This window comes from uncultured Ilumatobacter sp. (genome assembly GCF_963980585.1).
GTDB lineage: Bacteria > Actinomycetota > Acidimicrobiia > Acidimicrobiales > Ilumatobacteraceae > Ilumatobacter_A.
The window spans coordinates 1-25,637 of sequence record NZ_CAXCAM010000024.1 but is presented as its reverse complement, the minus strand read 5'-3'; the positions used below and the strand labels follow the sequence as shown (position 1 = coordinate 25,637).

Below are 25,637 nucleotides of genomic sequence, written 5' to 3'. Positions count from 1 at the left end.
GTTGCCGACCCTGATGTGCCCGGTCAGGCTTCGGCCTGCCGCGCCAGCGTCTTGGCGCGGAGTACTGCCACTGCCTCGCGTTCGCCTGGCGTGGTTCCTGGATCGGCCAGGCGGTGGTCGCAGGCAGCGACGGTGAAGGCGTCAATCTCACTGGCGCCACGCGCACGTTTGAAGATCTCGACTCCGAGCCGGACACCCATCTGCTGCGCGAAGCCTTCGATTTCAAACGTGGCCATCTCGACGTAGGTCAACGCCGCATCGAATCCGGCCGGCCCTCCCGCCGCATTGGTCCAGTCGATGATCACGGGGCCCTCGTCCGTGAGCATCACGTTCATCGGGTGTAAGTCGAGATGCAGCACGCTGTCGTCACGACGCTTCGTCGGTGCAGCGGTCGAGGGTGTCACCATCCAATTCGGAGCGACGAGTGCATTGACGTCGCGTTGCAATCGAGCGAGCAGGCGCACATGGGAGAACAGCTTCCATGGACGAGCCTCGAAATCGTCGAGCATCGTGATGCCGTCGATTCGCTCCATCAGGATGTCGCGATCAGGAAGATGGTGTGGGCCAAGTTCAAACACCGCAGGAACTCTGATGCCCTGCTCGGCAACGAACCTCATCACACGGGTCTCGTAGGCGGTGTTCTGGCCTGACCCTCGGTAGCGGCGCAGCACCTGACCGTCACCGACGTCGTACACATCAGCCGCGCGGCCGCTCGCGAGAAGCGGACCCGGAGGTGGAACGACCGACTCAGTCACGGCAGCTGCACCATGTCAGCCGAGCACCTGGGCGAGTGCGGTGAGCGCCCGATCGATGTCGCTCTGTGATGTGTAGTGGACGAACGACAGACGAACGACCCCGCGTTCCGGGTCGATGCCGACGCCGTTCAGCACGCGCACGGCGTAGTAGTGGCCGGAACTCGTTTGGACACCCCGCTCGACCAGCTTCTGGGCGACAACACTCGGTTCATGCATAAGCGGCGTGAAGGCGATGGTCGGGCAGCGGTGCCCGGTCGCGGCATCGAGTGACGCTGGGCCGATCATCCGAACCGCGTGAGAGCCGGACAGCTCGTTGAGGAGCTGTGTGGAGAGTGCATCCTCATGAGCACGCCACAACGCCGAGGCGTTGGCACATGCGGTGCGCAGGGAGTCGGTCGGTGCTCCGCCGTGCGCGCGGTGGAAGTCGACGACGTAGTCGAGCACGGCACCGGAAGCAGCGACCTGGGCGTGATCGGGGCCAGCCGGGTTCAGCCGTTTGTCCGGCGACCCGGCACTGAAGAAGTGGGCCTGATTCGGCAGCTCGTCGAGGAGGCCGTTGCGGACGACCATCAGCCCCTGATGCACGGAGTAGGTCTTGTACAAGCTGAACAGGTACACGTCGGCGTCAAGCGCTGCCACGTCGGGGATGGTGTGCGGAGCGAACGACACACCGTCGACGATGACCCGGGCACCGACTGCGTGAGCAAGTTTGGTGATCCGTGCAATGTCATTTTCCTGACCGACGATGTTCGACGCGTGAGGCACCGTGACGAGGCGTGTCCGGGGTGTGATCAGGGCCTCGAACTCCTCGATGTCGAGCAGTCCCGTTGCCGGGTCCATGCGCCACTCGTGCATCGTCAGACCGAGACGTGAGGCCATCCGTCGAACCACACCCGTGTTCGCCTCGTGATCTTGGTTGGTGACAATGACCTCGTCGTCGGGTCCGAGGATCTGCCCAAACGCATCGGCCAACACGAACGTGTTCATCGACGTCGATGGCCCGAACACAATTTCGGGACTCGCGACGCCAAGCGCTTCAGCCCAGCGGGCACGGGATCGGTCCATCTCCTCGCCGGCACGCTTCGACGAGGCGAATCCGGCGTAGGGCTGCACCTTGGTTTCGGTGTAGTAGCTGGTCAGGGCATCGATGGTTTGGCGGCAGGCAAACGATCCACCGGCATTGTCGAAAAAAGACTGTCCGTCATTGATCGATTGAGCGAAGGCAGGAAACTGGCTCCGGACCCAGTTGAGATCGATCACATCAGTCACCCAATCAACGTACCCTGCGCCGTGCCCTGAGGCATTTCGTACACGATCAGTCAGTGAAGGTGACCGGGGCGCGGCGGGAGCGGTCGACGGCGAGTTGGAGGACGTCGGGCCGCGAGTAGTGGCCCGCCGGATCGAAGTTCTGGCGTTCAGCGCGGACCTGCCCGCGATCAAGGTCGGCGTAGATGATCGTCTCGGAGTGCTTGTCGGCCTCGGTGATCGTCGTGCCGTCGGGTCCGACGATGATGCTTCCGCCGCTCGCCCATCGAGTACCGACTTCGAGCATCTGCCCGAGCAACGGAAAGTCGGCGGAAATGTCCGCCTCGCGCAGCACGGCGCCCGCGCTCACGACAAAAACGCGACCTTCGCGAGCGACGAAGCGGCTGATGTCACCAGACGTCTCGGGTGATCCTGGCCACGTCGCGATGTGCACCTGCGGACCCTGGGCCCACATCGCCGCCCGAGTGAGCGGCATCCAATTCTCCCAGCAGTTGAGACCGGAGACGCGCACGGTCCCTTCGTCGACGGCCACATCGTGGACACGCAGTCCGTTGCCGTCGCCGTCAGCCCACATCATTCGTTCTCCGTAGGTGGGTTTGAGCTTGCGGTGCACGCTGACGATGCCGACCGCAGGGTCGATCGCAACGAGCGAGCAATAGATCGAGCCGCCCGACTCAGAACGTTCGGCGACGCCCAGGTAGACGAAGATCCCAAGCTGGCTCGCCACGGACACCACCGTGTCGAGATCGCCGCGGGCGATGTCGACCGCATTGTCGAGATAGATCGCGTAGGCGGCTTTCTGATCGGCGTCGTTGAACGTGGAGGCATCGGTGAAGTCAGCCCACGCGGGATAACCAGGGACAAAGGTCTCGGGGAAGGCAACAAGCTGGGCACCGTTGGCCGCGGCTTCGCCGAGAGTGTCGAGCACCTTGTCGAGCGTCGCCGCCCGGTTCATGAACACGGGTGCGAGTTGTGCTGCGGCGACTCTCATCAGTCGCGAACCTAGCGAGGTCGACACCGGCAGACTGTCAATGCCAAGCTGAAGAGATGGACATCGATGTTGCCTCGGTCGACCACGCGCTCAGCACCACACGGGCGGTACGACGACGACTCGACCTCGAACGCGAGGTTGACCAGCAGATCATCCTCGACTGCATCGACGTCGCCGAGCAAGCGCCGACGGGTGGCAATCTGTCGAGCCGACGCTGGCTCCTTGTCCGCGACCCGAAGATCAAGGAAGGTCTCGCCGAGATCTACCAGCGCGGCGCCGGGCAATGGATGGTCAGCGCCGCCAATCGACTCGCCGGAAGTGGTCACCCGCAAGAACGCAACATGGCCTCCGCCGCCCACCTCGCAGAACATCTTGCAGAAGTTCCCGCAATCGTGATTCCTACGATCATCGGACGACACGACGACAGTGGTCGACCTGGCCTCTTCGACTCAGTCATTCAGGCCGGCTGGAGTTTCTGTGTGGCGCTGCGGGCGCGCGGTCTTGGCACAGCGTGGGTCACGGCCGTGCTCGCCGAGCAAGATGCCGTCAAGGAGCTGCTCGGCATCCCCGACCACATGACCGAGATCGCGATGTTCCCGGTCGCCTGGACCAAGGGCACCGATTTTTCCCCTGCGCCGCGTCATCCTGCGCGGTCGGTGACGTACTTCGACAGCTTCGAACGTACCTTCGAGTCGGGTCCGAGCGATCCCGTGCGTCTGGCTGATGGCCCGGGCACGATTGCCGAGATCGACATCGACGCTCCGCCCTCCGCCATCTGGCCGGTGATCACCGACATCAACCTGTCGGCCGCCTATTCGCCAGAGTTCCAGGGCGCAGAATGGGTCGACGCTGACGCGCCGATCGGTGTGGGGTCGTCATTCGTCGGCACCAACCACAACGATGCGTTCGGCGAGTTCAAGGTCCCATCGTTCATCGACACGTTCGACGAGAACGTGTCGTTCGGTTGGCGGACCTCAGACGTTGGCAACCCTGGGGCACGATGGCGATTCGATCTCGAGTCGACGGGCTCGAACACACGGTTGCGCTACTCGATGATCCTCGGTCCTGGGCCATCAGGCCTCACGATGGCGATCGAGTCGATGCCCGACAAGGAAGACCGCATCATCAACCGGCGGGTGCGCACTCAGCACACGGCGATGCTGCAGGTGGTGGCCGGCGTGAAGAGAACGGTCGAAGCGGCAATCTGAGTCCCACGTTGACGACACCGTGAACCAAAAAGCCCCTGGCAGCGTTGCTACCAGGGGCTTTGATGGTGGAGACGATGGGAATCGAACCCACGACATCTTGCTTGCAAAGCAAGTGCTCTGCCAACTGAGCTACGTCCCCAGAGGCACCCACACGATAGCGGCCCCACACGATCTCCCACCCGCGACGTTTCGGCGGCAATCTCGGGGCGATATGCCGCGGAATGCTGAGCTGAGCGCACCGAGATCGTTCATCCTCGGTGTCTGCGTCAGTCGTCTTTCAACGCGACGGCGTTCGGAGTCACGTTCATCTTCGGCTCGTACTCGGCCAACGCGACGTCACGGGCGTCGGATCGAATCGTTGCGCGGAGTACACCGCGACACTCGTCGCAGGGCCCGTAAAAGTCCTCGGTGACGGTCGATTGACAACGCGGGCACGCAAACTCCATTCCTCCGACGTTACAACGCGTACGATCCAGAGCGATGTCCGACTCGCGTCCGCCGATTTTCGACGATGGCGGCGGACTGCCCGATGTCGATCGCAGCAGACGCCGCACCGACCCCGGTGGCCCGGGCTCCGCCGAGAAAACGGTGTGGGACAGTGACGACGATGATTGGCATGGCCCGAACTATCTCGCGCGACGCGCAATCGTCGTCGCCCTGGTGGTCGCGGTCATTGCGGTCGCGGCCGTCCTGGTCGGTCGCATCATCGGCAGCGACGACAGCGGATCTGGGTCAGGCTTTGGCAACGCCGACTGGAACAACGTGGTCACGGTCGACAACAACTCGGGCACCGTCGTCGTCACCAATGCACAGGGTGAGGAGACCAACCGCTTCCGCTTCGGGCTCTCGTCACTGGCCGACACCGAGGTCATCGGTAGCACGCTGATCAGCGTCGATGCCGATGCGTTGGCTGTCGTGCCGCTCGACGCTGAAGCCGAGATCACGATTGCCGATGACGTCACCACCGTCGAGATCGCGTCCACCGGCACGTTGCTCAGGCCCTCGGGGAGCGCGCAGACCGTTGTCGCCCAGAACACATCATCGGAACGGCTGGTCATGGTGCACGGCCCGACCGGCGAAGTCATTGACACGTTGGCCACTGACCCAGTTCCTGGCGCGCGCTACGACCTCGCCAACGCACGAACTGAACCGGATGGACGCCACGTCCTCGTCACGGACACCGGCAACTTTCAAAGCGTTCTCTTCTCCTTCGATCGGAACGGACCGTCCTTCTTCCCTGGCCTTGCGCTCGCGGTCAACAACGACATCGTCGTCACGGCGGTCAACGTCGGAACCAACGCCAACGTCGCAGTATTCGACCACGCAGGTGAGCCGGGCGTGTCCGCCCGCACCTCCTCGGTCCGCGCGGGCATGATCAGCAGTGACAGGGTCATCCTCGTCGGCATCGACGGTGACGTGCTCGGGCTCGCACTCAGCGACGGTGACATCACCGAACTCGGCAGCCTGTCGATCGGAACAGTTGAGTTCGGCGACGTGGCCACCCGCGGCGACCGTCTCGTCGTGGTCGGTGAACTCGGCACTGCGTTGATCGACGCGGACGGCACGATCGTCACGGAATTGCCTGGCGCTCGACCCACAACGTCGGGCGTCGACGAACTCGCTCCACGTCGTACGACCTGCCTGACCGTGGAGCGCGAAACTGCCGGCGAGCTTGCAGTGATCGACTTCGAGACGGGAACGGTCGGAGCCGAAGCGTTGGCCAGCTCTGACGTGCTTGGCACCGTCGACGGATGCCAACCAATCGTTCCAACATCGGCCGGCTATCTCTCGCTCACCGCTGAGGCAGTGAGCCCAGTGACTCTCGTCGGTGATGTCATCGCCATCTCACCCGACGGCGGAACGATCGGCGTGGAACGGGCTAACCGCCTCGAACTTCTTCCGCGGGTCACCGCGAACCCGACCGACGATGCAGACGCGATCGAGCCGGTGGACGTCGGACGCAGTGGCCGCCAGATCTTCTTCGCGGAGCTCTGACCCACATGAGTGACTCAGGCATGAATGATTCGGGCGCGAATGACCCCTTCATTGAGATCGATCGGGGCGACACCGTCTGGCGCTTTGAGCGCGAGTTCCTCACATCGAACTGGACGTGTCTGTTCGGCAACGGCTGCAAGGGCATCTTGCAAGAAGACGCGACCGAGTTGAACCAAGGCTGCTGCTCACTGGGTGCTCACTTCGGCGACGGCCCGGCCGGTCAAAATGAGGCAATGCAGGTGCAGGCCTATGCGGCGATGCTCGCACCATCCAACTTCCAGTTCTTCGACGCCGCACACGATCCCGAGAGCACCCCGGGCGCACTCAGCATCTACGGCGACGACGGACGCACCCACACTCGCGTCGTCGACGGTGCGTGCATCTTTCTCAATCGGCCCGGCTTCGACGGGGGCGAGGGCTGCGCGCTGCACATCGCTGCACTCGAGTCCGCGGAGTCACCGACCGAATGGAAGCCCTCGGTCTGCTGGCAGCTTCCGCTGCGCATCGACTGGGAAGAGGTCGATGCCGACACCGAGACGGCAACCGTGCGTCGTTGGAGTCGCGCCGACTGGAGCACGCACGGTGAGACGATGGCCTGGTGCTGCACTGAGCGGTCCGACGGCGGTGAGGCGTACAGCGGCAGCGAGCAAGTCATCGACTCCCTGCGCGACGAACTCACCGCGCTCGCCGGTGATGAGGTCTACGTCGAACTCACCCGACGCCTCACAAACTGATCAAGCGCCCACCCAGTCGACAGATCGTCAGATGATGTTGATTGCGTCGAGCACCTGCTGCACGTTGACGTTGCCGACATCACCCGTGGTCGAGCCACGCCAATCGGTGCGCTTGGTTCCCCACGAGACGAAGTCATGTGCCGTGGTCTTGACGACCGGCGCATCGTCATCACAATGATTCGCAACGGTCCAACCGTCGGGGCCCGGTGACAGGCAGAAGCTGTTCGCACCTGGCCCGTCGAACACAATGTTGACCGGTTGGTCAGGCCCAGCCCCGAGCTCGGCGGCACACATCTGTGGGAGGCCCGCCAGCATCCACTCGACCGTTGCATGCAGCGCGTCTGGGTCGCGCGGCAGGATCGAGGCACGCTCGACGGCAGCGCCGATGTCGTGACGCAGATGGCAGTAGTGATCGAAGACGATGGCATTGGCCAAGATGTGGAGCGGGTGCGTCCCAAGGTCGCTGATCGGCACGACCATGTCGGCGGTCGGCGGTTCTTGCAGGGCAGCAAGAGCAGCGACGCCCTTCTCGCTCCACTCGTCATAGGCGGCGGACACCTGCTCAGCGGTCCAGTCGCGGCGGTCGCCCACCGGCACCTCGGCGGCCATCTCGGACTTTCCGCTGTCACCGACGTCGATTGTTTCGGGCGCGGCGATCTGCTGAAAGACGGCAGCCATGTGCTGGGCAACGTCTTGCACGCGCCACCCACCGCAACCACTGGCCGCTTCCCACTCATCGGGGGAGAGGGACGCGAAGATCCCCTTTGCTCGGTTGACCTCAGTCTGGAGTGCGGCGATGGCGGCCTGTGTCATGACGTCCAGCATGACACGGGTAACGAATCCGTGCGTGAGGCAACGGGTCCACTGCCGCGACGACGAGCGCTGCGTGAAGCGGATGCATCATCACCGGGATTACGGTCGCGACATGCGCGTCGACATGATGACCGGCCCGAAACCACTCCAGCAGATGGGTGGACTGGCGAACGCCACCAAGGCTGCGGGCTTCGACGGCATGCTGTTCACCGAGGGAGGCCGCACGGCGTTTCCAGCCGTCACGGCAGCGGCGCTGGCCGAGCCTGACCTTCACTACTCGACCGGGATCGCCGTTGCCTTTCCGCGCAGCCCGATGATCTCCGCCCAGGTCGCCTGGGAACTCCAGGAAGCGACCGGCGGTAACTTTCGCCTCGGCTTGGGCACGCAGGTCCGGACCCACATCGTTCGACGCTACGGCGGCGAGTTCGAACGGCCCGGCCCGCGTCTCCGGGACTATGTACTCGCAGTGAAGGCGTGTTTCGCCGGCTTTCGTGGCGAGCAGCTCGATCATCACGGCGAGTTCTACGAGCTCACGTTCCTCAACGCGCAGTGGAGTCCGGGCGCGATCGACCTTCCGGACCCTCTCGTCGACATCGCCGCGGTGAATCCCTGGATGTTGACCATGGCGGGCGAGGTTGCAGACGGTGTGCACGTGCATCCCATCGCCGAACCGGGCTACATCGATCGCCACGTGATCCCGTCGGTGGCAGCGGGCGCCGCGAAGACCGGCCGCTCACCCGACGAGATCGCACTGATCGTCCCGGTGACGACCATCGTGGGCGACTCTGATGAAGAGATTGCTCGCGATCGCGCGGCCGCCAAGCAGATGCTGTCGTTCTATGGCTCCACGCCTAACTACGCGTTCATCTGGGACGAAGCCGGCTTCGAAGGAACAACCGCGCGAATCCGCGACAAACAGAAGGCGGGCGACTTCGCCGGAATGGCCGCAGAAATCACCGACGACCACCTCGCCACGTTCTGCACCGAGGCCAGTTGGGACGGCCTCGCTGACGCGCTCACACAGAAGTACGCCGCGACGACCGAGCGACTCGTGCTCTACAACGCTGGCAACGAGACACCCGAACGCTTCGAGAAGTACGGCACTGTCGCACAGCTCATCACCGCCGCGACCGGGTGATGAGCGCCCAGTCCGTTCTCAACTCAGGGTGAAACCGAGACTCAAACGGAGACTCAAACCGAGCCGAGGACACGATCGGTGTAGGCGTTACGGAACGTACCGGTCGGGTCGAGCTTGCGGCGAAACGCCTGGAACGCATCCCACTCGGGGTAACGATGGGCGAGCGTCGCGGCGGTCTGATAGTGCAGCTTGCCCCAGTGCGGTCGTCCGATGTAGTCGTTCATGATCTGCTCGACGCCCTGGAAGTAGGCCTCGTACGGGACTCCGATGTACTGGTGGACAGCAATCCAACCCGACGCACGACCGTTGCCGGTCGACAGTGGAATGTCGTCAGCTGCCGAGCATCGAACTTCGATCGGGAACATTGGCTTCACCGGCAGCGTCTTCACCAGCGCCTCGATGCGGCCGAGCGCGTCAGGCACCGCGTCGAGCGGCACGCCGTACTCCATCTCAAGGAATCGCACCTTGCGCGGGCTCGCGAAGATCCGATCGCTTCGATCAATCAGTTCACGCTCCGACGCGGCCGACATGACGAGCTTGGCGACTTTGGGCGCCATCTTCGGGAAGCGACGGCCGACCCGGCACACCGTTCCGAAGGCCAGGTTCTCACCGATCCACTTGTCTCGAATGTAGGCCGCCTTCGACTGCGGCGCGGCCGGCGCATCAGTCACGGTGTTGCGCTTCACCTGGCATCGACGAGCGCCGGGCATCATGTAAAACTCAACGTGATCCGTTGAGTGCATCACGGTCCGGAAGTCGGCGATTACATCGTGCAGCGGTTCGATTGTTTCGACAGCGTGCAGGTTGAATGCCGGCACGCAACGCAGCGTCACCTCGGTGAGGATCCCGAGCGCGCCGACACTCACGCGGGCAATCCGGAGCAATTCTGGGTCGTTCTGCTCGTCGGCACGCATGATCGTGCCGTCTCCGGTGACCATTTCGAGGCCAACAATGCGGGTCGAGATGTTGCCGAGCCCGGCGCCGGTGCCATGCGTGGCGGTGGCCGTTGCGCCGGCAATCGACTGATAGGCAATGTCACCCAGGTTCGGGAGTGCCAGCCCACGACTCGCGAGCTCGTTGTTGAGCGCATGGATCCTGATGCCGGCCTGCACGGTGACGTCGTGGCCGTCGGTACTCAGCACCTGCTTCATCGCGTCGAGCGAGACGAGATGTCCATCGGTCATTGCCGTGTCCGTGAATGAGTGTCCGCTGGCGATGACCTTGACGCGTTCGCCGGCCGCATGGGCAGCGGTGACGATGCGGACGATGTCGGCCGTCGACGTCGGCTCATGCACACCCATCGGGTGACACCGCTGATTGCCGGCCCAGTTGCGAGTAGGAACGCTCATCACCCGAGCGTAGGTCTCGCGTCGAGTTACTTCGGGGTCGGGACCAGGTGTCACGCTCAGCGAGTTCTGGGTCGACCTTGGTGACTGGCTGCCGGAACCGCCAGTCGGTTGCTAGAAAGCAGGCATGGCCGATCTGTTCAGCAACGAGCCGATCCCGACCGATCAACTCCCCCGACTCGCTGACGACGCATTCGTACCCGTCGACCCCCGCTATCTCCAAGTGAGTCTCACCGGCCTTGCGCTGACAGCAACGGTCGTCGCAACTGGCACGGTGGTCCTCGCGACGCAGTCCGAGTGGAGTGTTCTCGCGCTCCTCATCGGCAGCGCCGCCTTGCTGGTGCTGGTGCTGGTCGCGGTGATGCGCGTGTTCGAGGTTCGGCGACTCGCCTATCAACTCCGCGAGCACGACCTCTCGCTGAGAAGTGGCGTGATCAGCCACCGAGTCGAATCACTGCCATTCAGTCGTGTCCAGCACGTCAACATCCACCGCGGCCCAATCGAACGATCGCTGGGCCTCGCCACGCTGCAGGTGAGCACGGCGGGCCCCGACATCAGCATTCCCGGCCTGGCTCGAGCGGACGCCGAGCGGATCAAACTCCTCGTCACCGAACGTGCCGACGCCGTGGTCGACGACGACCCCCCAGCACCCTCGCTCCCACCACCACGACCTCCGACGGGATGATCGACCTCTCGGTTCCGCAACGGCAGTCGCCCTTGGCCATCGTGTTCCTCGGTCTGCGCATTCTTCGTTCATTGGGCATCGCGCAAATCGTCATCGTCGTGCTGTTCATCATGCGCGCACCGTTCAATGGAGCGCTGAGCGTGCTGCCCTTCGTGATCATCGTCGCCTTCGGCGGATTCTCGGCGTTGGCGTGGTGGCGATACACCTTTCAGGTCCTCGACGATGAGTTGGTCGTCACCAAGGGCATCGTGCGTGTGGTCCGTCTGAACGTGCCCATCGAGCGAATCCAGAGCATCGCCATCGAACAACAGTTGCTGCACCGGCTGACCGGTCTGGTCAAGGTCGCCGTTGACACTGCAGGCAGCAATGAGGCGGAGTTCTCGATTGATGCAGTTGCTCGACCGGTGGCTGAGGAGCTGCAGCGCCGGGCCGTGACGGCTGTTCCCACACCGGTGAAGATCGGTAGTGCACTCCCTCCACCCGTGCTGGCCGAGGACCGCGTGGTGTTCACCCACGACGGGCGCCGGCTGTTGGCGATGGCACTCACGACGTGGCCGCTCACCGGACTGCTCGTGCTTGGTCCCCTGCTTGCGTTCGGAGGCGACTTCTTCAACCGACTCCCCGACGTCGGGCTCGGCGATCAGCCGTTCCGCTGGTGGTGGGTACCCGTCGGTATCGCTGGCTTCATCGTGTTCAGCATCGTGCTCAACATCATCCGGGTCTTCCTCCAGGATTGGGAGCTCAGCCTGCGGGCGAGCGCCACGAGCCTCCGCCGCACCTCGGGCCTGCTGTCGAGAACGAGCACGGCGAGCAGCGTCGATCGCATCCAAATGGTGACGAGCGCGCAGAACCCGCTCCAACGACGGGCCGGGCTGCGCGGCATCGAACTCGCGACCGTCGGTCAGCGCAACCTGTCAGTCGATGGGTGTGACGATGCACAGTTCACGACGGTGCTGACTCTGGCTGCGGTCACGCCGATCGAGGAGCTGCTACTCGACCGACGGATTCATCCTGCCGCGGTCTGGCTGGCTGTTCGTAACGCCACCGTGGTCTGCGCGTTGCTGACCGGAGCACTCTTCTGGCTCATCGGCTGGTGGTCACCGCTCGCCCTCACTCCCATTCCGCTCGTCTGGGCGACCACACGACTCCACGTCGCCAACTTCCGATGGGGGCTCGGTCAACAATTGGCCAGCTCGAGCCACGTGCTCTCGTTGAGGACCGAGCAGGCAGTGCTCCACAAGACGAATGCCGTTACGGTGACTCAGTCGATCTTCGAACGCCGCCGTGGATTGGGCCGGGTGCAGCTGATGACTGCATCCGGCGCAATCTCCATCGGGATGATCCCGATCGAGGAAGCGCACGCTGCCCGCGACACAATTCTCCATGCGGTCGAGATCGACACACGGCCCTGGATCTGAGCCCGCCTACCGACCCGCTGGACTCCGAGTGACGATCGCGAAGGTCAACAGAAACAGCCCGGCCGATCCCGTAAGGGCAATGGGCAAGGTGCTCCACAGCACCGAGCGCCACGCCGCCGGCGATCTCGCCGACCGATTCAGCCTGTCCGAGGAACGACTGGACGGTGGCGCGCACGTTGCTCGGCGTCCGGCGGTTCACCCAGATCGTTGCCACCGCCGGGATAATTGCCCAACCGATTCCCCGCACGACAAAGGTTCCAGCAATGCCCACCCACACGTTCGGCGCCCACGCCAACACGATCGTCCCTGCCACGGCAAGCCCGACGCCCCAGAGGTAATAGCGCCGAGGCGCGCCGGCGCCACCGACTCGCGTCTCAATGAAACGCAGAGCAAGAACACCCGCGAGCAACCCGACGACACCAAGCAGGGTGAACCACACGATGGGGTTCGCAGTCTCGGGAAAGCCAAGATCGATCAGCCGTCGGTTGAACAGCCGATCGACGGCTTCAGCACCACTGTTCAGCGTCAGCGTGGCACCCAGCACGAGGAAGATCTGCGTGTCGTGGCGCGCCAAGCTCACGCCTTCTTTGAAGATCGCCTTTGACTCGGCAAAGCGGTGTTCGGTCACCGGTGTGAAGTTGTGTTCGGTAAACAGCAGCGCGACAAACAAGCCGAGCGCCAGGCGGATCAGCCCCATCACGATCATCGCCGTTGCAAGATCGGTTGCCCAGGCCAGCACCCCGGAAGCTGCCAGACCGACGACCCCGCCGAGGAGTCGCCACCGCTCACGGCGGGCGAGAACCTGATCGATGCGCAACGGGTCGTTGAGTTCGTCGGTGATCCACGCCACGTCAGCGCCGCTCATGAACGTGAACCCCACGCCCCAGGCGACCTGCGTGAGTAAGAGTGGAACGAAATCGGTGGTCAGGCCGACCGCGGCAAACGCCAACCCCATGATCACGTGCGAGATCACAATCGAGCGCTTGCGGCTGAGGGTGTCGGCGACAACGCCCGTCGGGATCTCAGCGATCAATACGGCGACTTCGAGCGCCGTTCCGAGCAGCACCAACTGCAGCGGTTCGAGGTCTGCATCGGTGACGAAGTAGATCAGCGCGGCGAGGCCATACCCGCGAAAGGTTGCGCTCGACAGCGCGGTCCACCACAGGAAGACCGGGACCGGGTCACGCGTTGCCACCCGCGCGACCGTACGTCATCATTCCATCGCGCCTGCACAGCCAGTGACGTCGATCCCTCTGATCTCGTCAATCTCGATGTGTACTTCTTCGATTAATGGGGAGTGGACACCTCTGTGGCTTGTTCCAGTACCTCGACGGCGCGCTCAAGCTCGGTGATCGTCGTGGTGCAGTGCACCGAAAGACGCAGCAACGGCGGCAGGTTCCGCCGCTCCACGTCGTAGCGCGATGAGCCGACGAACGTGACCGACGCGTTGACGCCGGCACGGCCAAGCGCTGCCTGCAAGTTCGCCGAGGAGACGGACGGCGTTGCGGTGGTCACGATGCCGGATTGCTCGATGCCTTCGTCGTAGATGGTCATCCCGATGTCGGCGAGCATCACGCGGAGCTGCGCTGCTCGTTCGGTGATCGTTGCCTGGATCCGATCGACTCCGATCTCGAGAGCGACATCAACAGCGGCGCCAAGACCGAGCCAACCGGCATGGCTGTACTCCCAGTATTCGAAACGTTGCGCACCGTCGGCGAACGTGTAGTCGTCGGTACTCGACCAGTCCGCTCCATGGTGGTCGGGCTGCGACGGAGTCACCCGGTCGAGGATCGCCGTGCGGGCGTAGAGGAATCCTGTGCCGCGCGGACCACGCAGGAACTTGCGGCCGGTGGCGGAGAGGAAGTCACAGCCAATTTCATCGACGTCGACGATGCGTTGCCCAACGCTCTGGCATGCGTCGAGGAGGTACGGCACCCTCGCGGCATTGGCGAGGCGACCGACCTCGACAGCGGGGTTCACCAAGCCACCGTTCGTGGGGACGTGCGTCAACGAAATCAGTGCGACGTCGTCGGCACGCTCGAGCCGCTGCGCCAACGCGTCAACCGACACCTGGCCGTCTTCATCGCTCGGCACCCGATCGATCACGATGCCGCGCGTCTTGGCAGCATGGATGAAGGCAATGGCGTTGGCGCCGTATTCGTGATCGTGCACGATGATCCGTTGACCCCGCTCCATCGGAATCGACCAGAACGCAGCATTCCAGGCCTCGGCGGCACTGCCGAACCGAGCAATCTCCGACGACTCCGCCTCGATCATTCGGGCGATCGACGATGCCACATTCGCGTCAGCATCGACCATCACCTTGGCGGCTTCATAACCACCGATCGTTGCCTCGAGCTGGAGATGGCCCACCTGCACATCGAGAACCCGCTGGTCGGGCAACGATGATCCACAGTGATTGAGATGGATCAGTGTGTCGGTACATCCGGGCGCGGAACTGCGCACGTCTGCGATCTCGTTCTCGGTCAGCGGCACAGCGAGCGGCACAGTCACCGGCTCGACGCTACAAGCGACGCGGCGACCCGGGTCGAACCCCGGGCCGTCGGCCGAGCACGCTGATCGTGCCGCTCAGGCGAGTGCGTCGAGCAACGCGTTTTCCACCACTTCGGTCAGGGCCGGGTGAATGTAGAGGACCGATTGCGCGATGTCTTCGGCCCTCTGGTCGAACTCCATTGCCTGGATGATCGGCTGAATCAACGTGGCGGCCTGCGGGCCCAGGATGTGCGCGCCGATGATCAAGCCCGTCTCTGAGTTGACGAGCACCTTTGCGAAACTGGTCTCATCCACGATCGCCCATCCGTAGGCCGTGCCGGCATAGTCACGCTTGCCCACGGTGAACGGAACGCCTTGCGCTTCGGCGTCTTGCTCGGTGAGGCCGACGCTGGCCACCTGGGGGTTGGAGAACACGGCACCGGGCACGGCCTTGTAGCTCTGGCGGCGAATCTTGTCAGGGTTCGCGATGTTCCAGAACGCGACGGCTGCCTCAGCGTTGGCGAGGTGCTTGAGTTGATAGCTGTTGGCGATGTCGCCAATGGCCCACACCCCTTCGACATTGGTGGCCATCGTGTCATCGACCACCACGGTGCCGTGGTCGTGGCACTCGAGCCCACCGCTCTTCACGTCGAGCAGATCGCTGTTCGGTTCGCGTCCAGTAGCAACCAACAGTTCGTCGACCACGATCTTTTCTCCACCGTGAGTGATCACGATGCCATCGTCGTTGCGCTCGACTTTGGTTGGCACATGCCCCATGCGGAGATCAACGCGTTGGGAGAAGATCTCCGTGAACCGTTCGGCGACGTCATTGTCGAAGCCGCGCAAGAGACCGTTGGAACGATTCATCATCGTCACCTCGCTGCCGAGGGCCGAGAAGACGTGGCCCATCTCGACAGCGATGAAGCCGCCACCGATGATCCCGAGACGCTTCGGCAGGTCGGGCAGCCGCATGATCGTGTCGGACGTGTGGAACCCGGTCTCGGCCAAACCCGGGATTGGCGGCGTGACCGGTCGGGCACCCGCTGCGAGCAATATCTGCGGGGCGGTGAGGTGGCGTTGCGGGCCCTCGTTCATATCGACTTCAAGCAGCTTGTCGCCTGCGAAACGGGCGGTGCCCTCGAACAGGGTGACGTTGGGCGACCCAGTCGCGCGGTACTCGCGGCCACTGGCAGAGATCGAGTCGATGCGCCCGAACACGCGATCGCGAAGTGCCGCGAAGTCAACCCCGTTGTACTGCGTCTCGATGTTCAGCTTGCCCGAACGCTGCGCGGACAGCGCCGCGTCGGCAGGCAGGACGAACATCTTCGACGGAATGCAGCCGACGTTGAGGCAGGTGCCGCCGTACGTCCCCCGCTCGATGATGGCAATGTTCCAGTCGTTCATGTACTCAGGGATCGAGTTGCCTGAACCCGACCCCACGATGATCAGGTCGAATTGTTCGGTCTGCGTTTCAGTCACGCAGCGATACAACCACATCCCGTTTGCGTACCCACCATGGATCGCCGATGACACAACATGGGTGCGCAAACGAGACAGTGCGCCGGTCGGCGTGGCAGGGTGGGGCGATGTTCGAAGAACAGGCGGGCCAACAGGCAGGACGGTTGTCGGGAGACGGGTTCGTTCGGTGTAGTGACGGCCACGTTCGATGGGGTGTGTTCGGAGCAGCCGGTGTGGTGTTTGTCCTGCGCGAAAGCGATGGGCCGAAGGTCATGCTGCAGAAGCGATCGCAGATGGCCCACGAAGGCGGCACGTGGAGCTGCGCCGGCGGCGCGCTCGACCAGGGCGAGATGCCAATGGAAGGTGCGCTGCGCGAAGCCTCAGAAGAGGTTGGCGTCGTTCCGGGCACGCCGCGATTGCTCGGCGAGTACATCTTCAAGCCGGCCCTCGATTGGGCCTACACCACCGTCGTGGTCGAGGTCGACGAACGGTTTGGCAGCTCGATCAACTTTGAGACCGACGCAGTCGAGTGGTTTGCTCCCGCCGACGTCGAGCAGCTCGCTCTCCACGCAGGCTTTGCGGCAGCGTGGCCTCACCTCCGCCAGATCGTGCAATCCGCAGACTGAATCACACCGGGATCTGACCCCTCGTGCGACGCGGACAGATCAGCCGATGATGTTGGCGGCGCCGTTGTTCACACCGACAAGGTGGGTGTCGTCGGCAAAGCGGGACATGCGCCAGTTGCTGTCGATATCGACATGCCACTCGCTGACCGAAGTGTTCTGTGGGCTGGCGACCGGGAGCTGACGGAGATCGAAAGATGCTCCGGGCCAACGGCGGACCGCAGTCACCATGATGACGCCGCCATGGCACACGACCCACACCGTCTTGCCGCGGTACTCCTTCACAACCCGATCGGTTGCCGTCATCACGCGGTCGGCGAACACCAGACCTGACTCGCCGCCTGGCGACAGGGGGTTCTCCCAGTCACTCCATGGGGCGATGCCGTACTTCTCGGTGTACTGCGCGATCGTCAGGCCTTCGGCTTCGCCCGACGTGCGTTCCATCAGATCTGCGTGCTGTTCGGGCACCATGCCGAGCGGCTCGGAGATGATCTCGGCGGTGTGGACTGCTCGTTGCATCGTGCTGACCAACACTGCATCGGGCCGCATCGACTCGTCGGCCGCCAGTCGTGAACGAAGCGCTTCGGCCTGCGCGACGCCAAGATCGGTCAACCCGCCGCACGACTCCTGGCCGCTCAGCCAACCCTCGGCATTCGAAGCCGACTGGCCGTGGCGGATCAGAATCATGCGTGTCACGTCGCTCATCGCCCCAGCATGACATCACTGCCGCACACCGGTCCAGACGCCGTGCGAACAGGTGGAGGGCACAGCGGTCATAACATCATGTCCATGACCGACGCGGCGCTGACCACCACTGTCCGCACCGTGCAGGGCACCTGCCACCACGACTGTCCCGACTCATGTGGCTGGATGGTCACAGTAGAAGAAGTGCCCGACGCAGCGCCGGTCGCGGTGAAGCTCCGCGGCTGGTCCGAGCATCCGTATTCAGCTGGCGAGTTGTGCCCCAAGGTCAACCGATTCCTCGATCGGGTGTACAGCCCAGAGCGCCTCCTCCACCCACTGCGACGAGTCGGGCCCAAGGGCAGCGGCGAATTCGAGCAAATCACCTGGCACGAAGCGCTCACCGATATTTCCGCCAACCTGCATCGCGTCATCGACGAGCACGGCGCCGAAGCCGTCCTCCCCTACTCCGATGCCGGCAACCAGAGCTTGGTCTCACTCATGGGATTGAGCGGACGATTCTTCGGCCACATGGGAGCGACCAAACTGGTGCGCGCCATCTGCGGCGTCACAGTTGGCGCCGGCATGAGCAAGACCATGGGCTCACCGCGCGGCCTCGACCCAATGGAGCACGAACACAGCAAGCTCATCATCCTGTGGGGAACCAACACCCGACTCACCAATCGTCACCTCTGGCCGACGATCGAGACAGCTCGAGCCAACGGCGCGCGGCTCGTCGTGATCGATCCAATTCGCACCCTCACCGCTGACGCGGTCAACTCTGCGGTCGGTGACCAGTTCATCCAGCCGCTGCCCGGCACCGACATCGCCATGATGCTGGCCGTGATGCACGTGCTGATTCGCGACGGCCTCACCAACGATGACTGGGTCGCCGACCACACACTCGGCTTCGACGAACTGCGCGCCGCAGTGGCCGACTGGACTCCAGAACGCGCCGCCGAAGTCTGCAGTGTGGACGCCACCGTCATCACCCAACTCGCACATGACTACGCAACCATTCGACCGGCCGGAATCCGGACCCTGGTCGGACCGGAACACCACGAGAACGGTGCCATGTTCCACCGAACGCTGGCCTGTCTCCCCGCGCTCACAGGAGCCTGGGCCGAACGTGGCGGTGGATTGTCGAAAAGCACCGGAGCATGGACTGAGAGCAACATTGATGTCGACGCGATGCTGCGGCCGGACATGGAAGTAGGCGACGCACGCACACTGAACATGAGCCGCCTTGGAGAGATTCTGACGCACCCGCATGCTGGCGAAACTGACGGTCCTGGCATCCATGCCTTCATCAACTGGAACTGCAACCCGGTCGTGACCACGCCGAATGCCGAGGCAACGCGACGCGGTCTGCTTCGAGATGACCTCTTCACGGTCGTCCACGAACAGTTCATGACCGACACCGCGCGCTACGCCGACATCGTGCTGCCAGCAACAACGCAGATCGAAGCCGACGACATCGTGCTGTCATGGGGCTCACTGCACATCAACTACAACCACGCAGCGATCGACCCGCCCGGCGAAACGGTGAACAACACCGAACTCTTCCGGCGCCTTGCGGCTGCAATGGGCTACACCGAACCAGCGCTCTTCGACGACGACGACACGATCATGCGCGAGGCGCTCCCCGCCATCGATATCGATGCATTGCGCTCATCGGGTTGGCTCCGAGCGGATTACCCCGATGACGGTCGCCCCTTTGGCGACGGCGACTTCGACACGCCAACCGGTCGCGTCCACCTCGCGTCCGACGAACTCGAAGCGATGGGTCAACCCCGAATGCCGACCTACGTTGCACCGAACGAGGGGCCCGGTGGCGATGCCACCCTCGTTGCTCAATTCCCACTCCAGCTCCTCACCCCCAAGCATCACGCTCGATTCCTCAACTCGGGTTACTCCCATCTGCCGAAGCATGGGCCTGCCGAGGGTGGGCCGTTCGTCGAACTCTCTGCTGAAGACGCCGCGCATCGCCAACTTGCAGACGGAGACGTTGCACGCGTGTGGAATCACCGGGGGTCGATCGAAGTCCCAGTGAAAATCACCGAGCGACTGCGCCCCGGGGTCATCGCGATCCCATGGGGATGGTGGAGTGCACATCACTCAGATGGCAAGACCGTCAACGCACTCACCAACGACACCCTGACGGAGTGGGGCGGCGGCGTCGCGTTCTGGGACACGCTGGTCGAGGTGGGTCACCCCGCCTGATCAGAGCGGCGTATTCACCACTCGCAAGATCGTGGTCGTCGTCGTGATGTCGAGGCGCCGCGTGAACAACACCTGCACATCGCCCGTCGTCCCCAACAATTCATCGATGGAATCGACCAGCCCGGTGGCATCGGGTTGCACGGGCCCGGTGAGCTTCACGATGACCTGACCGTCGACGATTGTCAGGCCCTCCACCGCCACTTCGTTGACCGTGGCCCATGCTTCGACCTCGACCTCGACGGGACCGAACAGCACCTCGTCCCTTGTGGGTTCAGGCTCTCCGTTCGGGACATCCTCGCGCTTCAACCAGGTCAGCTGGACTTCCAACGTCTGCTCGAGCTCGGCGTCAAGACGTTCAATCAGTGACGCCACCGACGGCGCGTCACCGACACCACTTGCGTCGACACGCACGACGCCATCGGCAATGGTCAATGCGTCGCGCCGGCGACCGCTCGGTGGTGCGTCCTCGGCCAACCAGTCGTCGACGATGATCTCGACTTCAGCTTGCAACCGCTCTTCGTCGCTGACAATCGTGGTCGTCGGCACGGCGGTCGTGGTCGTAACGGCGCGCTGCACCTGATCCCATTCAGTCGACACGATTCGATCAGCGCCGAACTCTGCCTCCATCGCTTCGACCAATGCCGTCTGGTCGATGGGCGGCTCGAAGCTGCGCACCGACACCGTGATGCGCTCACCTTCGAACGTGATGTCGGGAGTGCGCGTTGCTTCCACCGGTCCCAACCATGTGGCGACGATCTGTTGTGCCTCGATCTCACGGTCACTCTGTTCCACGGCGGAGGTCGACGCTTGGAACAGTGGGATGGCGATCGCGACCACCACGATCAACACCATTGCCGAAACGGCCAGCGAACGAAGACCTGTCGTTGCAAGTCGCTTCGGCGGAACAAATCCCGTGATGACGAACACGACAGCGCCGGCGAGGATGATCGCGGCCAGGTTGGTCGTGTACAGCAACATCGCGCCGCGCGCGAATGTTGGGTTCCCTGCTTCGAGCGTGATGCCGACCGTTGCCAGCGGCGGAATCAACGCGACGGCAACGGCAACGCCAGGCAACGAACTCGACGTGTCCTTGCGCACCGTCGCATACGCGCCAGCGGTACCCGCTCCGAGCGCCACGACGAGGTCGCGGATGTCCGGGGCAACACGACTGGTGACCTCGCCAGGTAGCTCGCCGTTCATGAAGATCGCAGCGAGGACGTAGGAGAGCGCGATGGAACCAACAGTGGCCAACGCGACCACGCCGAACGAACGCAGCGCTTTGCGAAAAAGAGCCATCGAAATGCACGCTGCCGTCGCGAGAACAGGCGTCATCAAGGGCGCGAGCAGCATGGCTCCGATCACCACGGCAGCGGAGTCTGCAGACAAGCCCATGACGGCGACGATGACCGACAGCGTCGTCATCATCGCGAACCGGAACCCCCAGTGCTCTTGCCGCCTGATCGCAAGTTCCAACATCACGCGTTGGCGCTCTTCGGAGTCGAGATGTCGGTGCCACCACACGCGCGGTCGCTGCAAGGTGGTGAGTGACGGATCCTGGTCACTCGCGCCCGTGCCGGTGCTCGACGCAGCGCCTCGGGTATCAGTCATCGAGCCGAGGTTACGAAATGTGGAGCACGAATCAGCAGCGCCGGAGGTGCCAGCGTTCCCGTCTACGTTCAGCGACACCATTAACCTGGCCGAATGGCTGGGGAATTGATCTACGCATTCCGCGTCCTGCGCCTCCCGCTGCTCGATGCCGGCGGGGCTCCCATCGGGCGCGTCGAAGACCTGGTGGCTATTCCCGGCCGTCCAGGCGACGAGGACGAGGCCGGCATTCCACCGAAGATTGTGGGTTTTGTCGCCTCCAGCCAGCGCCGACGGATCTTCGTCAACGCCAATCGAGTGAGCGAGTTAAACGGCGACGGTGTGCGGCTGCAGAGCTGGGACGTCGATCTCAACCCGTTCAAGCCGCGCCCTGGTGAGGTCTTGATCAACGCCGAGCTCATCGATCGCAAGGTCGGCAACGAAACGGTCAGCGACATCGCCATGCAACCGAAGTCCGATGGTCGCTCATCATGGTGGGAGATCGACAAGGTTCGCCTGGCTTCGCGTAGCTCACTCCGACGCCGCCCGACGTACCGACTCGTCGACTACGAGCAAGTGCCGGCACTCTTCGACAAGCCGACTGAGATGCAGGCCGAAGCAGCCCGTCTCCGAGATTTCCATCCGGCTGAAGTCGCTGCGTTCGTGCGCGCGCTCAGCAGCGAGCAACGCCACCAGATTGCGGAAGCAATGGATGACGAGCGACTCGCCGACGTGCTCGAAGAACTGCCAGAGGAAGAGCAGGTTCGTATCGTCGAGAGCCTCGACCGCGAGCGGCTTGAAGGCGTCTTCGATGAGATGGACTTCGATGACCTCGCCGATTTGCTCGGCCAGATGTCGAAGACGCAGCAGGAACAGATGCTCGACGTCATGGACGACGACGATGCCGCAACGGTGCGCCGCCTGCTGTCGTACGAAGAAGGTACCGCCGGTGGCCTGATGACGCCCGAGGTGATCATCCTCGGTCCCACCGCAACCGTCGCCGAGGCCCTGGCACAGGTGCGTCACCCGGACTGGGTCGTCAGCATTGCTGCACAAGTTTTCGTGTGCAACGCACCGTTCAAGGCCCCGACCGGCAAGTTCCTGGGCATCGCGCATGTCCAGCGTCTGCTGCGCGAGCCGCCCAACATGGAGATCGGCCGCCTCCTCGACGATGTTCCCATCGTCAGCCCAGAGATCAGCGACCGCGAAGTTGCTGAACGTCTTGCCAGCTACGACATGCTCGCAGTCGCAGTGTGCGACCAGGCTGGTCGCCTGCTCGGCGCGGTCACCGTCGACGACGTGATCGACCGCATGCTTGGACCCGTGTGGCGCAAGCGGCAGCGCCCATCACGCACACCGGAAGTGAGCGCCACATGAGACGGCGCGAGAACCTCTCCGAACCGCGGTCGTCGCATCGCATCGGCGTGCAATACGACTCAGACGTCTTCGGGGCATTCGCTGAATCGATCGCGAACTTCCTGGGTACGGCGCGGTTCCTCGTCTTTCAAACGATCGTCATCGCGCTCTGGATCATCCACAACATCGCGGCGCCGGACCGATTCGTCTTCGACTCCTGGGCACGTGGTTTCGTGCTGCTCACGCTTGTGCTGTCGGTCCAGGCCTCATACGCCGCGCCGCTGATCTTGCTTGCCCAGTCCCGTCAGGAACGCCGAGATCGGATCACGTCCGAGAATGACCGCGAAGTCGCCGAACGAACTCAGAGCGACACCGAGTTCCTCGCTCGCGAAATCGCGAGTGTCCGCGTCACAATGAGCGACATGGTCACCGGCGAAGACTTCGGCGACCGAATCGATCGCCTGCATGAGACAATCGAAGCGTTGTCAACGCAGGTTGCTCAGCTCTCGGGGTCGACGCCGAGCGGCGACACAAGCGACAGCAACTCGATCGTGGCCGACGAGAACTGATCAGGCTGCTCCCACGGGCCGAGATGATCGGTCCCGATTTCACGCACCTCAGCACCGAGCGCCTTGGCCAACGCCCGCTGTTTACGGGGGTTCACGAGACGATCGTGGGTCGTGATCAACATCCCTGCCGGAATATCAAGACTTCCCGCCCAGTCGGTCGCGTCGTATGCACCCAATGCCCTGCCCGCCTCGAGCACAGTGCCAATATCCGCGCGTTGTGACTCTCCGCGCAGCCAGGGGATGTACTGCCGAAGTCCGTGTCCCTCGGCGAGCATCTTCTCGAGGAATTTCTTCATGAAGCGACCGGCAACCCTCGAGCGCAATACGGCGCCCATCGCAGGGAGAAAGCGCCACCGCAATCGCTCGCGGAGCGTGCCATTCCATTCGAGCGCTGTCGCCTGTGCGACGAGACCGGCAACGAGATCAGGGTGGCGTCGGGCAAGCAACATGCTGATCGGTCCACCCATCGAGTAGCCGATCGCCACCACGTCGGTATCGCCGAGGTGACGTAGAACGGCAGCGGCGTCGTCGGCGACATCTTCGAGTGTGAACGGAGTCGGGCTCCTGAGCCCCCGGCCGTGCCCGCGATGATCAATGCCGACAAACGAACAGCGCTCTGCAAGCGCTTCGTAGGCGGTGAAGAACTGCAGATCGCTCGACGCTGTCCATCCGTGGAGCAGGACGACCGTCGGCGTCGTCGGATCAGCATGGCGATGTTCGCGGATGAAGAACTCGCCGCGCCCATCGATGTTGACGATGCGCCCGACTGGCAACCATGGCAGTGCGGCACCTCCACTCATCGGATCAGATGTCATGGTGACGTCAGCCATGATGAGGATCGTTCGTCAGCGGTTGGATTGGCGTAGAGACCGGGTGGGCCGGATGTGGGATGCCGGTGAACTCCTGCAACCGCACCCCAAGCCGTTCGATCTCGCGGAGGAGACCGATCGTGTCGAGGCACTCGTCGCCTGCGACAGTCACTCCAGGGTCGAGGTCGCCACGGACGATCGCACCAGTGAAGGCAGCGGCTGTCGCAGCGGCGCACGTGCCAACGAGTTCTGCAACGCCGGCCACAAGAGTCAGGCGTTCACCGCTCGAGTTCGCGCCGCGCACTTCAACACGCACCGCACCCACTCCGCCTTCGCGGTGTGGCGGGCTCAACATTGGTAGGCGTGCAGTGAGGCGGTCGCGGCGGTTGGCTGAAACGCGAGCGCTGATGCGATGAACATCAGGGAACAACTCGTGGAGGAGCATCGGCGATGCGAGTTCACCGCGATAGCAGTCGTAGGCACCGACCGGCTCGGGGAACCAGCAGAGTTCACGGCCCGATCCCGACGGGCGATTGATCTGTTGCCCATCGTGCAGGCCAACAGCACGTCCGGCCAGCGCCTTGTGGTGCTGACGGGCACAAGCTGGACCGGCTGTTCCGTGAACGGCGAGGTGAATCTCGTCGCAGTGGTGCAGCTGTCCGACGAGGTATCGAGCGAGCAGGCCCGTCAGTCCCGGCGACATTCCGCCTCCGACGACAACCGACACGCCGTGCTGAGCCGCCGACTCGTGCAGCTCGCTCAACGCCCGAACGTCGTCAAGGTCATCCGAGGTGGAGACCACCGATACGCCGTGTGCCAAGAGCTTGACCGCCGAACGAATCTGCGGGCCACCGTGAGCAAGCACCGCAACATCGCAATCTGCCGCCTCAGCCATGGTTCCCCGCGGGTCGACCGCGACCACTTCGCAACCGGGAGCGACAAGGTCGAGTCGCTTCGCAATCCGTTCACCGGTGACGCCGCTGCCGACGAGGGCGAGACGTGTCATCAGTTCTCCGGCAGCTCAAGCGGGCGCCATCCGCCATGCTGTGGCGGAGTCCCACCAGTGCCGCGTACCCGCAATGCAGCGGCAAATGCGCCTGCCAGCAGGATCGCCGAAATCGCCCCACGGATGAATTTCATTCCTTGAGCATGTTCGATCGGACGCCCAATCGCAACGTGTCAGTTCTCATGGTCGGAAACCCGACGACGAGACCAGCGCGAGTGGGGGCGGGAGTGCGAGCTGTACTGACGTATCTCGCGATTGGTCTAGGTTCTGATGCAACCGACCAACAAAGGAGCCTCCGATAGCTGACCAGATCCAGTACGCAGTGTCATGGAAGATTCACGACGGACAGGTCGACGCCTTCAAGTCGCTCGCCGCTGAGGCGACCGCGCTCGTCGAACAGAACGAGCCGAACATGCTCGGCTACCAGTGGTACATGAACGCGGACCAGACCGAGTGCACGCTGATCGAGCAGTACCCGAGCGCTGA

At 63.5% G+C, this 25,637-nt stretch carries 23 protein-coding genes, 1 tRNA gene and 1 pseudogene; 10 read left to right on the top strand and 15 right to left on the bottom strand.

The genetic code is table 11. The features are described 5' to 3' along the window. Nucleotides 1–23: 23 nt before the first annotated feature. Genes ACH2DW_RS09275 through ACH2DW_RS09265 form a run of 3 tightly spaced genes read right to left on the bottom strand, consistent with a single transcriptional unit; the run spans nt 24 to nt 3,012 of the window. Nucleotides 24–755: a phosphotransferase gene (locus ACH2DW_RS09275; protein ID WP_394929458.1), complete on the bottom strand. Its 732-nt coding sequence runs from the start codon at nt 753–755 to the stop codon at nt 24–26. A 15-nt stretch (nt 756–770) separates the two neighbouring features. Then, the gene (locus ACH2DW_RS09270; RefSeq protein WP_394929457.1) at nt 771–2,024 is read right to left on the bottom strand and encodes an aminotransferase class V-fold PLP-dependent enzyme; all 1,254 of its coding nucleotides are present in this window, start codon (nt 2,022–2,024) and stop codon (nt 771–773) included. Nucleotides 2,025–2,070: 46 nt separating this feature from the next. After that, nucleotides 2,071–3,012, bottom strand: a complete 942-nt coding sequence (locus tag ACH2DW_RS09265; RefSeq protein WP_394929456.1) for a carbon-nitrogen hydrolase family protein — start codon at nt 3,010–3,012, stop codon at nt 2,071–2,073. A gap of 56 nt (nt 3,013–3,068) precedes the next feature. On the opposite strand from ACH2DW_RS09265, the gene ACH2DW_RS09260 reads away from it, so the two are divergent. After that, on the top strand, nt 3,069–4,220 hold the full coding sequence (locus ACH2DW_RS09260) for a nitroreductase family protein (protein ID WP_394929455.1): 1,152 nt from the start codon (nt 3,069–3,071) through the stop codon (nt 4,218–4,220). A 63-nt stretch (nt 4,221–4,283) separates the two neighbouring features. On the opposite strand, the gene ACH2DW_RS09255 is transcribed toward ACH2DW_RS09260, so the two are convergent. After that, a tRNA-Ala gene (locus ACH2DW_RS09255) sits at nt 4,284–4,359 on the bottom strand. Nucleotides 4,360–4,486: 127 nt separating this feature from the next. Next, on the bottom strand, nt 4,487–4,666 hold the full coding sequence (locus ACH2DW_RS09250) for a hypothetical protein (RefSeq protein WP_394929454.1): 180 nt from the start codon (nt 4,664–4,666) through the stop codon (nt 4,487–4,489). Between the two features lie 34 nt (nt 4,667–4,700). Between ACH2DW_RS09250 and ACH2DW_RS09245 the strand changes: the two genes are divergently transcribed. Both ACH2DW_RS09245 and ACH2DW_RS09240 read left to right on the top strand, forming a co-directional pair. After that, nucleotides 4,701–6,215 (top strand): hypothetical protein, encoded by a 1,515-nt coding sequence (locus ACH2DW_RS09245; protein ID WP_394929453.1) that lies wholly within the window; start codon nt 4,701–4,703, stop codon nt 6,213–6,215. Between the two features lie 5 nt (nt 6,216–6,220). Further along, nucleotides 6,221–6,949 carry a hypothetical protein gene (locus tag ACH2DW_RS09240; protein WP_394929452.1) on the top strand — a complete coding sequence of 243 codons (729 nt, stop codon included), beginning with the start codon at nt 6,221–6,223 and terminating at the stop codon, nt 6,947–6,949. A gap of 27 nt (nt 6,950–6,976) precedes the next feature. On the opposite strand, the gene ACH2DW_RS09235 is transcribed toward ACH2DW_RS09240, so the two are convergent. Continuing rightward, entirely contained in the window at nt 6,977–7,762 is a 786-nt protein-coding gene (locus tag ACH2DW_RS09235) for a maleylpyruvate isomerase family mycothiol-dependent enzyme (protein WP_394929451.1), read from the bottom strand. A 112-nt stretch (nt 7,763–7,874) separates the two neighbouring features. Between ACH2DW_RS09235 and ACH2DW_RS09230 the strand changes: the two genes are divergently transcribed. Then, nucleotides 7,875–8,900: a TIGR03617 family F420-dependent LLM class oxidoreductase gene (locus tag ACH2DW_RS09230; RefSeq protein WP_394929450.1), complete on the top strand. Its 1,026-nt coding sequence runs from the start codon at nt 7,875–7,877 to the stop codon at nt 8,898–8,900. A gap of 53 nt (nt 8,901–8,953) precedes the next feature. Here ACH2DW_RS09230 and ACH2DW_RS09225 read toward each other — a convergent pair whose 3' ends face one another. Continuing rightward, a complete protein-coding gene (locus tag ACH2DW_RS09225) occupies nt 8,954–10,249 on the bottom strand; it encodes a D-arabinono-1,4-lactone oxidase (RefSeq protein ID WP_394929449.1) in 1,296 nt (431 codons plus the stop codon). Between the two features lie 124 nt (nt 10,250–10,373). On the opposite strand from ACH2DW_RS09225, the gene ACH2DW_RS09220 reads away from it, so the two are divergent. Continuing rightward, on the top strand, nt 10,374–10,931 hold the full coding sequence (locus ACH2DW_RS09220; protein WP_394929448.1) for a PH domain-containing protein: 558 nt from the start codon (nt 10,374–10,376) through the stop codon (nt 10,929–10,931). Next, nucleotides 10,928–12,349: a PH domain-containing protein gene (locus ACH2DW_RS09215; RefSeq protein WP_394929447.1), complete on the top strand. Its 1,422-nt coding sequence runs from the start codon at nt 10,928–10,930 to the stop codon at nt 12,347–12,349. Before ACH2DW_RS09220 ends, ACH2DW_RS09215 begins: the two co-directional genes overlap by 4 nt. Before the next feature lie 127 nt (nt 12,350–12,476). Here ACH2DW_RS09215 and ACH2DW_RS09210 read toward each other — a convergent pair. The 3 genes and pseudogenes from ACH2DW_RS09210 to ACH2DW_RS09200 form a co-directional block, all read right to left on the bottom strand. Continuing rightward, a pseudogene (locus tag ACH2DW_RS09210) lies at nt 12,477–13,544 on the bottom strand (MFS transporter); the annotation flags it as partial. A 92-nt stretch (nt 13,545–13,636) separates the two neighbouring features. Next, nucleotides 13,637–14,863, bottom strand: coding sequence for an aminotransferase class V-fold PLP-dependent enzyme (locus ACH2DW_RS09205; protein WP_394929446.1), 1,227 nt, complete (start codon nt 14,861–14,863; stop codon nt 13,637–13,639). Nucleotides 14,864–14,938: 75 nt separating this feature from the next. Continuing rightward, a complete protein-coding gene (locus tag ACH2DW_RS09200; protein ID WP_394929445.1) occupies nt 14,939–16,321 on the bottom strand; it encodes a mycothione reductase in 1,383 nt (460 codons plus the stop codon). Nucleotides 16,322–16,428: 107 nt separating this feature from the next. On the opposite strand from ACH2DW_RS09200, the gene ACH2DW_RS09195 reads away from it, so the two are divergent. Beyond that, the gene (locus ACH2DW_RS09195) at nt 16,429–16,926 is read left to right on the top strand and encodes an NUDIX domain-containing protein (protein ID WP_394929444.1); all 498 of its coding nucleotides are present in this window, start codon (nt 16,429–16,431) and stop codon (nt 16,924–16,926) included. A 39-nt stretch (nt 16,927–16,965) separates the two neighbouring features. On the opposite strand, the gene ACH2DW_RS09190 is transcribed toward ACH2DW_RS09195, so the two are convergent. After that, nucleotides 16,966–17,628, bottom strand: a complete 663-nt coding sequence (locus tag ACH2DW_RS09190) for a histidine phosphatase family protein (protein ID WP_394929443.1) — start codon at nt 17,626–17,628, stop codon at nt 16,966–16,968. A gap of 84 nt (nt 17,629–17,712) precedes the next feature. Here ACH2DW_RS09190 and ACH2DW_RS09185 point away from each other — a divergent pair, with 84 nt between their 5' ends. Next, complete coding sequence (locus tag ACH2DW_RS09185; RefSeq protein WP_394929442.1) at nt 17,713–19,827, top strand: molybdopterin-dependent oxidoreductase; 2,115 nt, start codon at nt 17,713–17,715, stop codon at nt 19,825–19,827. On the opposite strand, the gene ACH2DW_RS09180 is transcribed toward ACH2DW_RS09185, so the two are convergent. Then, nucleotides 19,828–21,435, bottom strand: coding sequence for a DUF389 domain-containing protein (locus tag ACH2DW_RS09180; RefSeq protein WP_394929441.1), 1,608 nt, complete (start codon nt 21,433–21,435; stop codon nt 19,828–19,830). A 93-nt stretch (nt 21,436–21,528) separates the two neighbouring features. Between ACH2DW_RS09180 and ACH2DW_RS09175 the strand changes: the two genes are divergently transcribed. After that, a complete protein-coding gene (locus tag ACH2DW_RS09175) occupies nt 21,529–22,788 on the top strand; it encodes a magnesium transporter MgtE N-terminal domain-containing protein (RefSeq protein WP_394929440.1) in 1,260 nt (419 codons plus the stop codon). Beyond that, nucleotides 22,785–23,336, top strand: a complete 552-nt coding sequence (locus ACH2DW_RS09170; RefSeq protein ID WP_394929439.1) for a DUF1003 domain-containing protein — start codon at nt 22,785–22,787, stop codon at nt 23,334–23,336. The genes ACH2DW_RS09175 and ACH2DW_RS09170 overlap by 4 nt, the downstream gene beginning before the upstream one ends. Here the strand turns inward: ACH2DW_RS09170 and ACH2DW_RS09165 are convergent. Genes ACH2DW_RS09165 through ACH2DW_RS09155 form a run of 3 tightly spaced genes read right to left on the bottom strand, consistent with a single transcriptional unit; the run spans nt 23,267 to nt 25,285 of the window. Then, complete coding sequence (locus tag ACH2DW_RS09165; protein ID WP_394929438.1) at nt 23,267–24,166, bottom strand: alpha/beta fold hydrolase; 900 nt, start codon at nt 24,164–24,166, stop codon at nt 23,267–23,269. The genes ACH2DW_RS09170 and ACH2DW_RS09165 overlap by 70 nt on opposite strands. After that, the gene (locus ACH2DW_RS09160; RefSeq protein ID WP_394929437.1) at nt 24,159–25,151 is read right to left on the bottom strand and encodes a hypothetical protein; all 993 of its coding nucleotides are present in this window, start codon (nt 25,149–25,151) and stop codon (nt 24,159–24,161) included. The genes ACH2DW_RS09165 and ACH2DW_RS09160 overlap by 8 nt, the downstream gene beginning before the upstream one ends. Then, entirely contained in the window at nt 25,151–25,285 is a 135-nt protein-coding gene (locus tag ACH2DW_RS09155) for a hypothetical protein (protein ID WP_394929436.1), read from the bottom strand. The genes ACH2DW_RS09160 and ACH2DW_RS09155 overlap by 1 nt, the downstream gene beginning before the upstream one ends. Nucleotides 25,286–25,637: the final 352 nt, after the last annotated feature.

Excerpts from the sequence above, each read along its gene's own strand:
- ACH2DW_RS09265 (WP_394929456.1), bottom strand. The coding sequence starts at position 3,012 with ATGAGAGTCGCCGCAGCACAACTCGCACCCGTGTTCATGAACCGGGCG.
- ACH2DW_RS09260 (WP_394929455.1), top strand. The coding sequence starts at position 3,069 with ATGGACATCGATGTTGCCTCGGTCGACCACGCGCTCAGCACCACACGG.
- ACH2DW_RS09250 (WP_394929454.1), bottom strand. The coding sequence starts at position 4,666 with ATGGAGTTTGCGTGCCCGCGTTGTCAATCGACCGTCACCGAGGACTTT.
- ACH2DW_RS09245 (WP_394929453.1), top strand. The coding sequence starts at position 4,701 with ATGTCCGACTCGCGTCCGCCGATTTTCGACGATGGCGGCGGACTGCCC.
- ACH2DW_RS09240 (WP_394929452.1), top strand. The coding sequence starts at position 6,221 with ATGAGTGACTCAGGCATGAATGATTCGGGCGCGAATGACCCCTTCATT.
- ACH2DW_RS09235 (WP_394929451.1), bottom strand. The coding sequence starts at position 7,762 with ATGACACAGGCCGCCATCGCCGCACTCCAGACTGAGGTCAACCGAGCA.
- ACH2DW_RS09230 (WP_394929450.1), top strand. The coding sequence starts at position 7,875 with ATGCGCGTCGACATGATGACCGGCCCGAAACCACTCCAGCAGATGGGT.
- ACH2DW_RS09225 (WP_394929449.1), bottom strand. The coding sequence starts at position 10,249 with ATGAGCGTTCCTACTCGCAACTGGGCCGGCAATCAGCGGTGTCACCCG.
- ACH2DW_RS09220 (WP_394929448.1), top strand. The coding sequence starts at position 10,374 with ATGGCCGATCTGTTCAGCAACGAGCCGATCCCGACCGATCAACTCCCC.
- ACH2DW_RS09215 (WP_394929447.1), top strand. The coding sequence starts at position 10,928 with ATGATCGACCTCTCGGTTCCGCAACGGCAGTCGCCCTTGGCCATCGTG.
- ACH2DW_RS09195 (WP_394929444.1), top strand. The coding sequence starts at position 16,429 with ATGTTCGAAGAACAGGCGGGCCAACAGGCAGGACGGTTGTCGGGAGAC.
- ACH2DW_RS09190 (WP_394929443.1), bottom strand. The coding sequence starts at position 17,628 with ATGAGCGACGTGACACGCATGATTCTGATCCGCCACGGCCAGTCGGCT.
- ACH2DW_RS09185 (WP_394929442.1), top strand. The coding sequence starts at position 17,713 with ATGACCGACGCGGCGCTGACCACCACTGTCCGCACCGTGCAGGGCACC.
- ACH2DW_RS09180 (WP_394929441.1), bottom strand. The coding sequence starts at position 21,435 with ATGACTGATACCCGAGGCGCTGCGTCGAGCACCGGCACGGGCGCGAGT.
- ACH2DW_RS09175 (WP_394929440.1), top strand. The coding sequence starts at position 21,529 with ATGGCTGGGGAATTGATCTACGCATTCCGCGTCCTGCGCCTCCCGCTG.
- ACH2DW_RS09170 (WP_394929439.1), top strand. The coding sequence starts at position 22,785 with ATGAGACGGCGCGAGAACCTCTCCGAACCGCGGTCGTCGCATCGCATC.
- ACH2DW_RS09165 (WP_394929438.1), bottom strand. The coding sequence starts at position 24,166 with ATGGCTGACGTCACCATGACATCTGATCCGATGAGTGGAGGTGCCGCA.
- ACH2DW_RS09160 (WP_394929437.1), bottom strand. The coding sequence starts at position 25,151 with ATGACACGTCTCGCCCTCGTCGGCAGCGGCGTCACCGGTGAACGGATT.
- ACH2DW_RS09155 (WP_394929436.1), bottom strand. The coding sequence starts at position 25,285 with ATGAAATTCATCCGTGGGGCGATTTCGGCGATCCTGCTGGCAGGCGCA.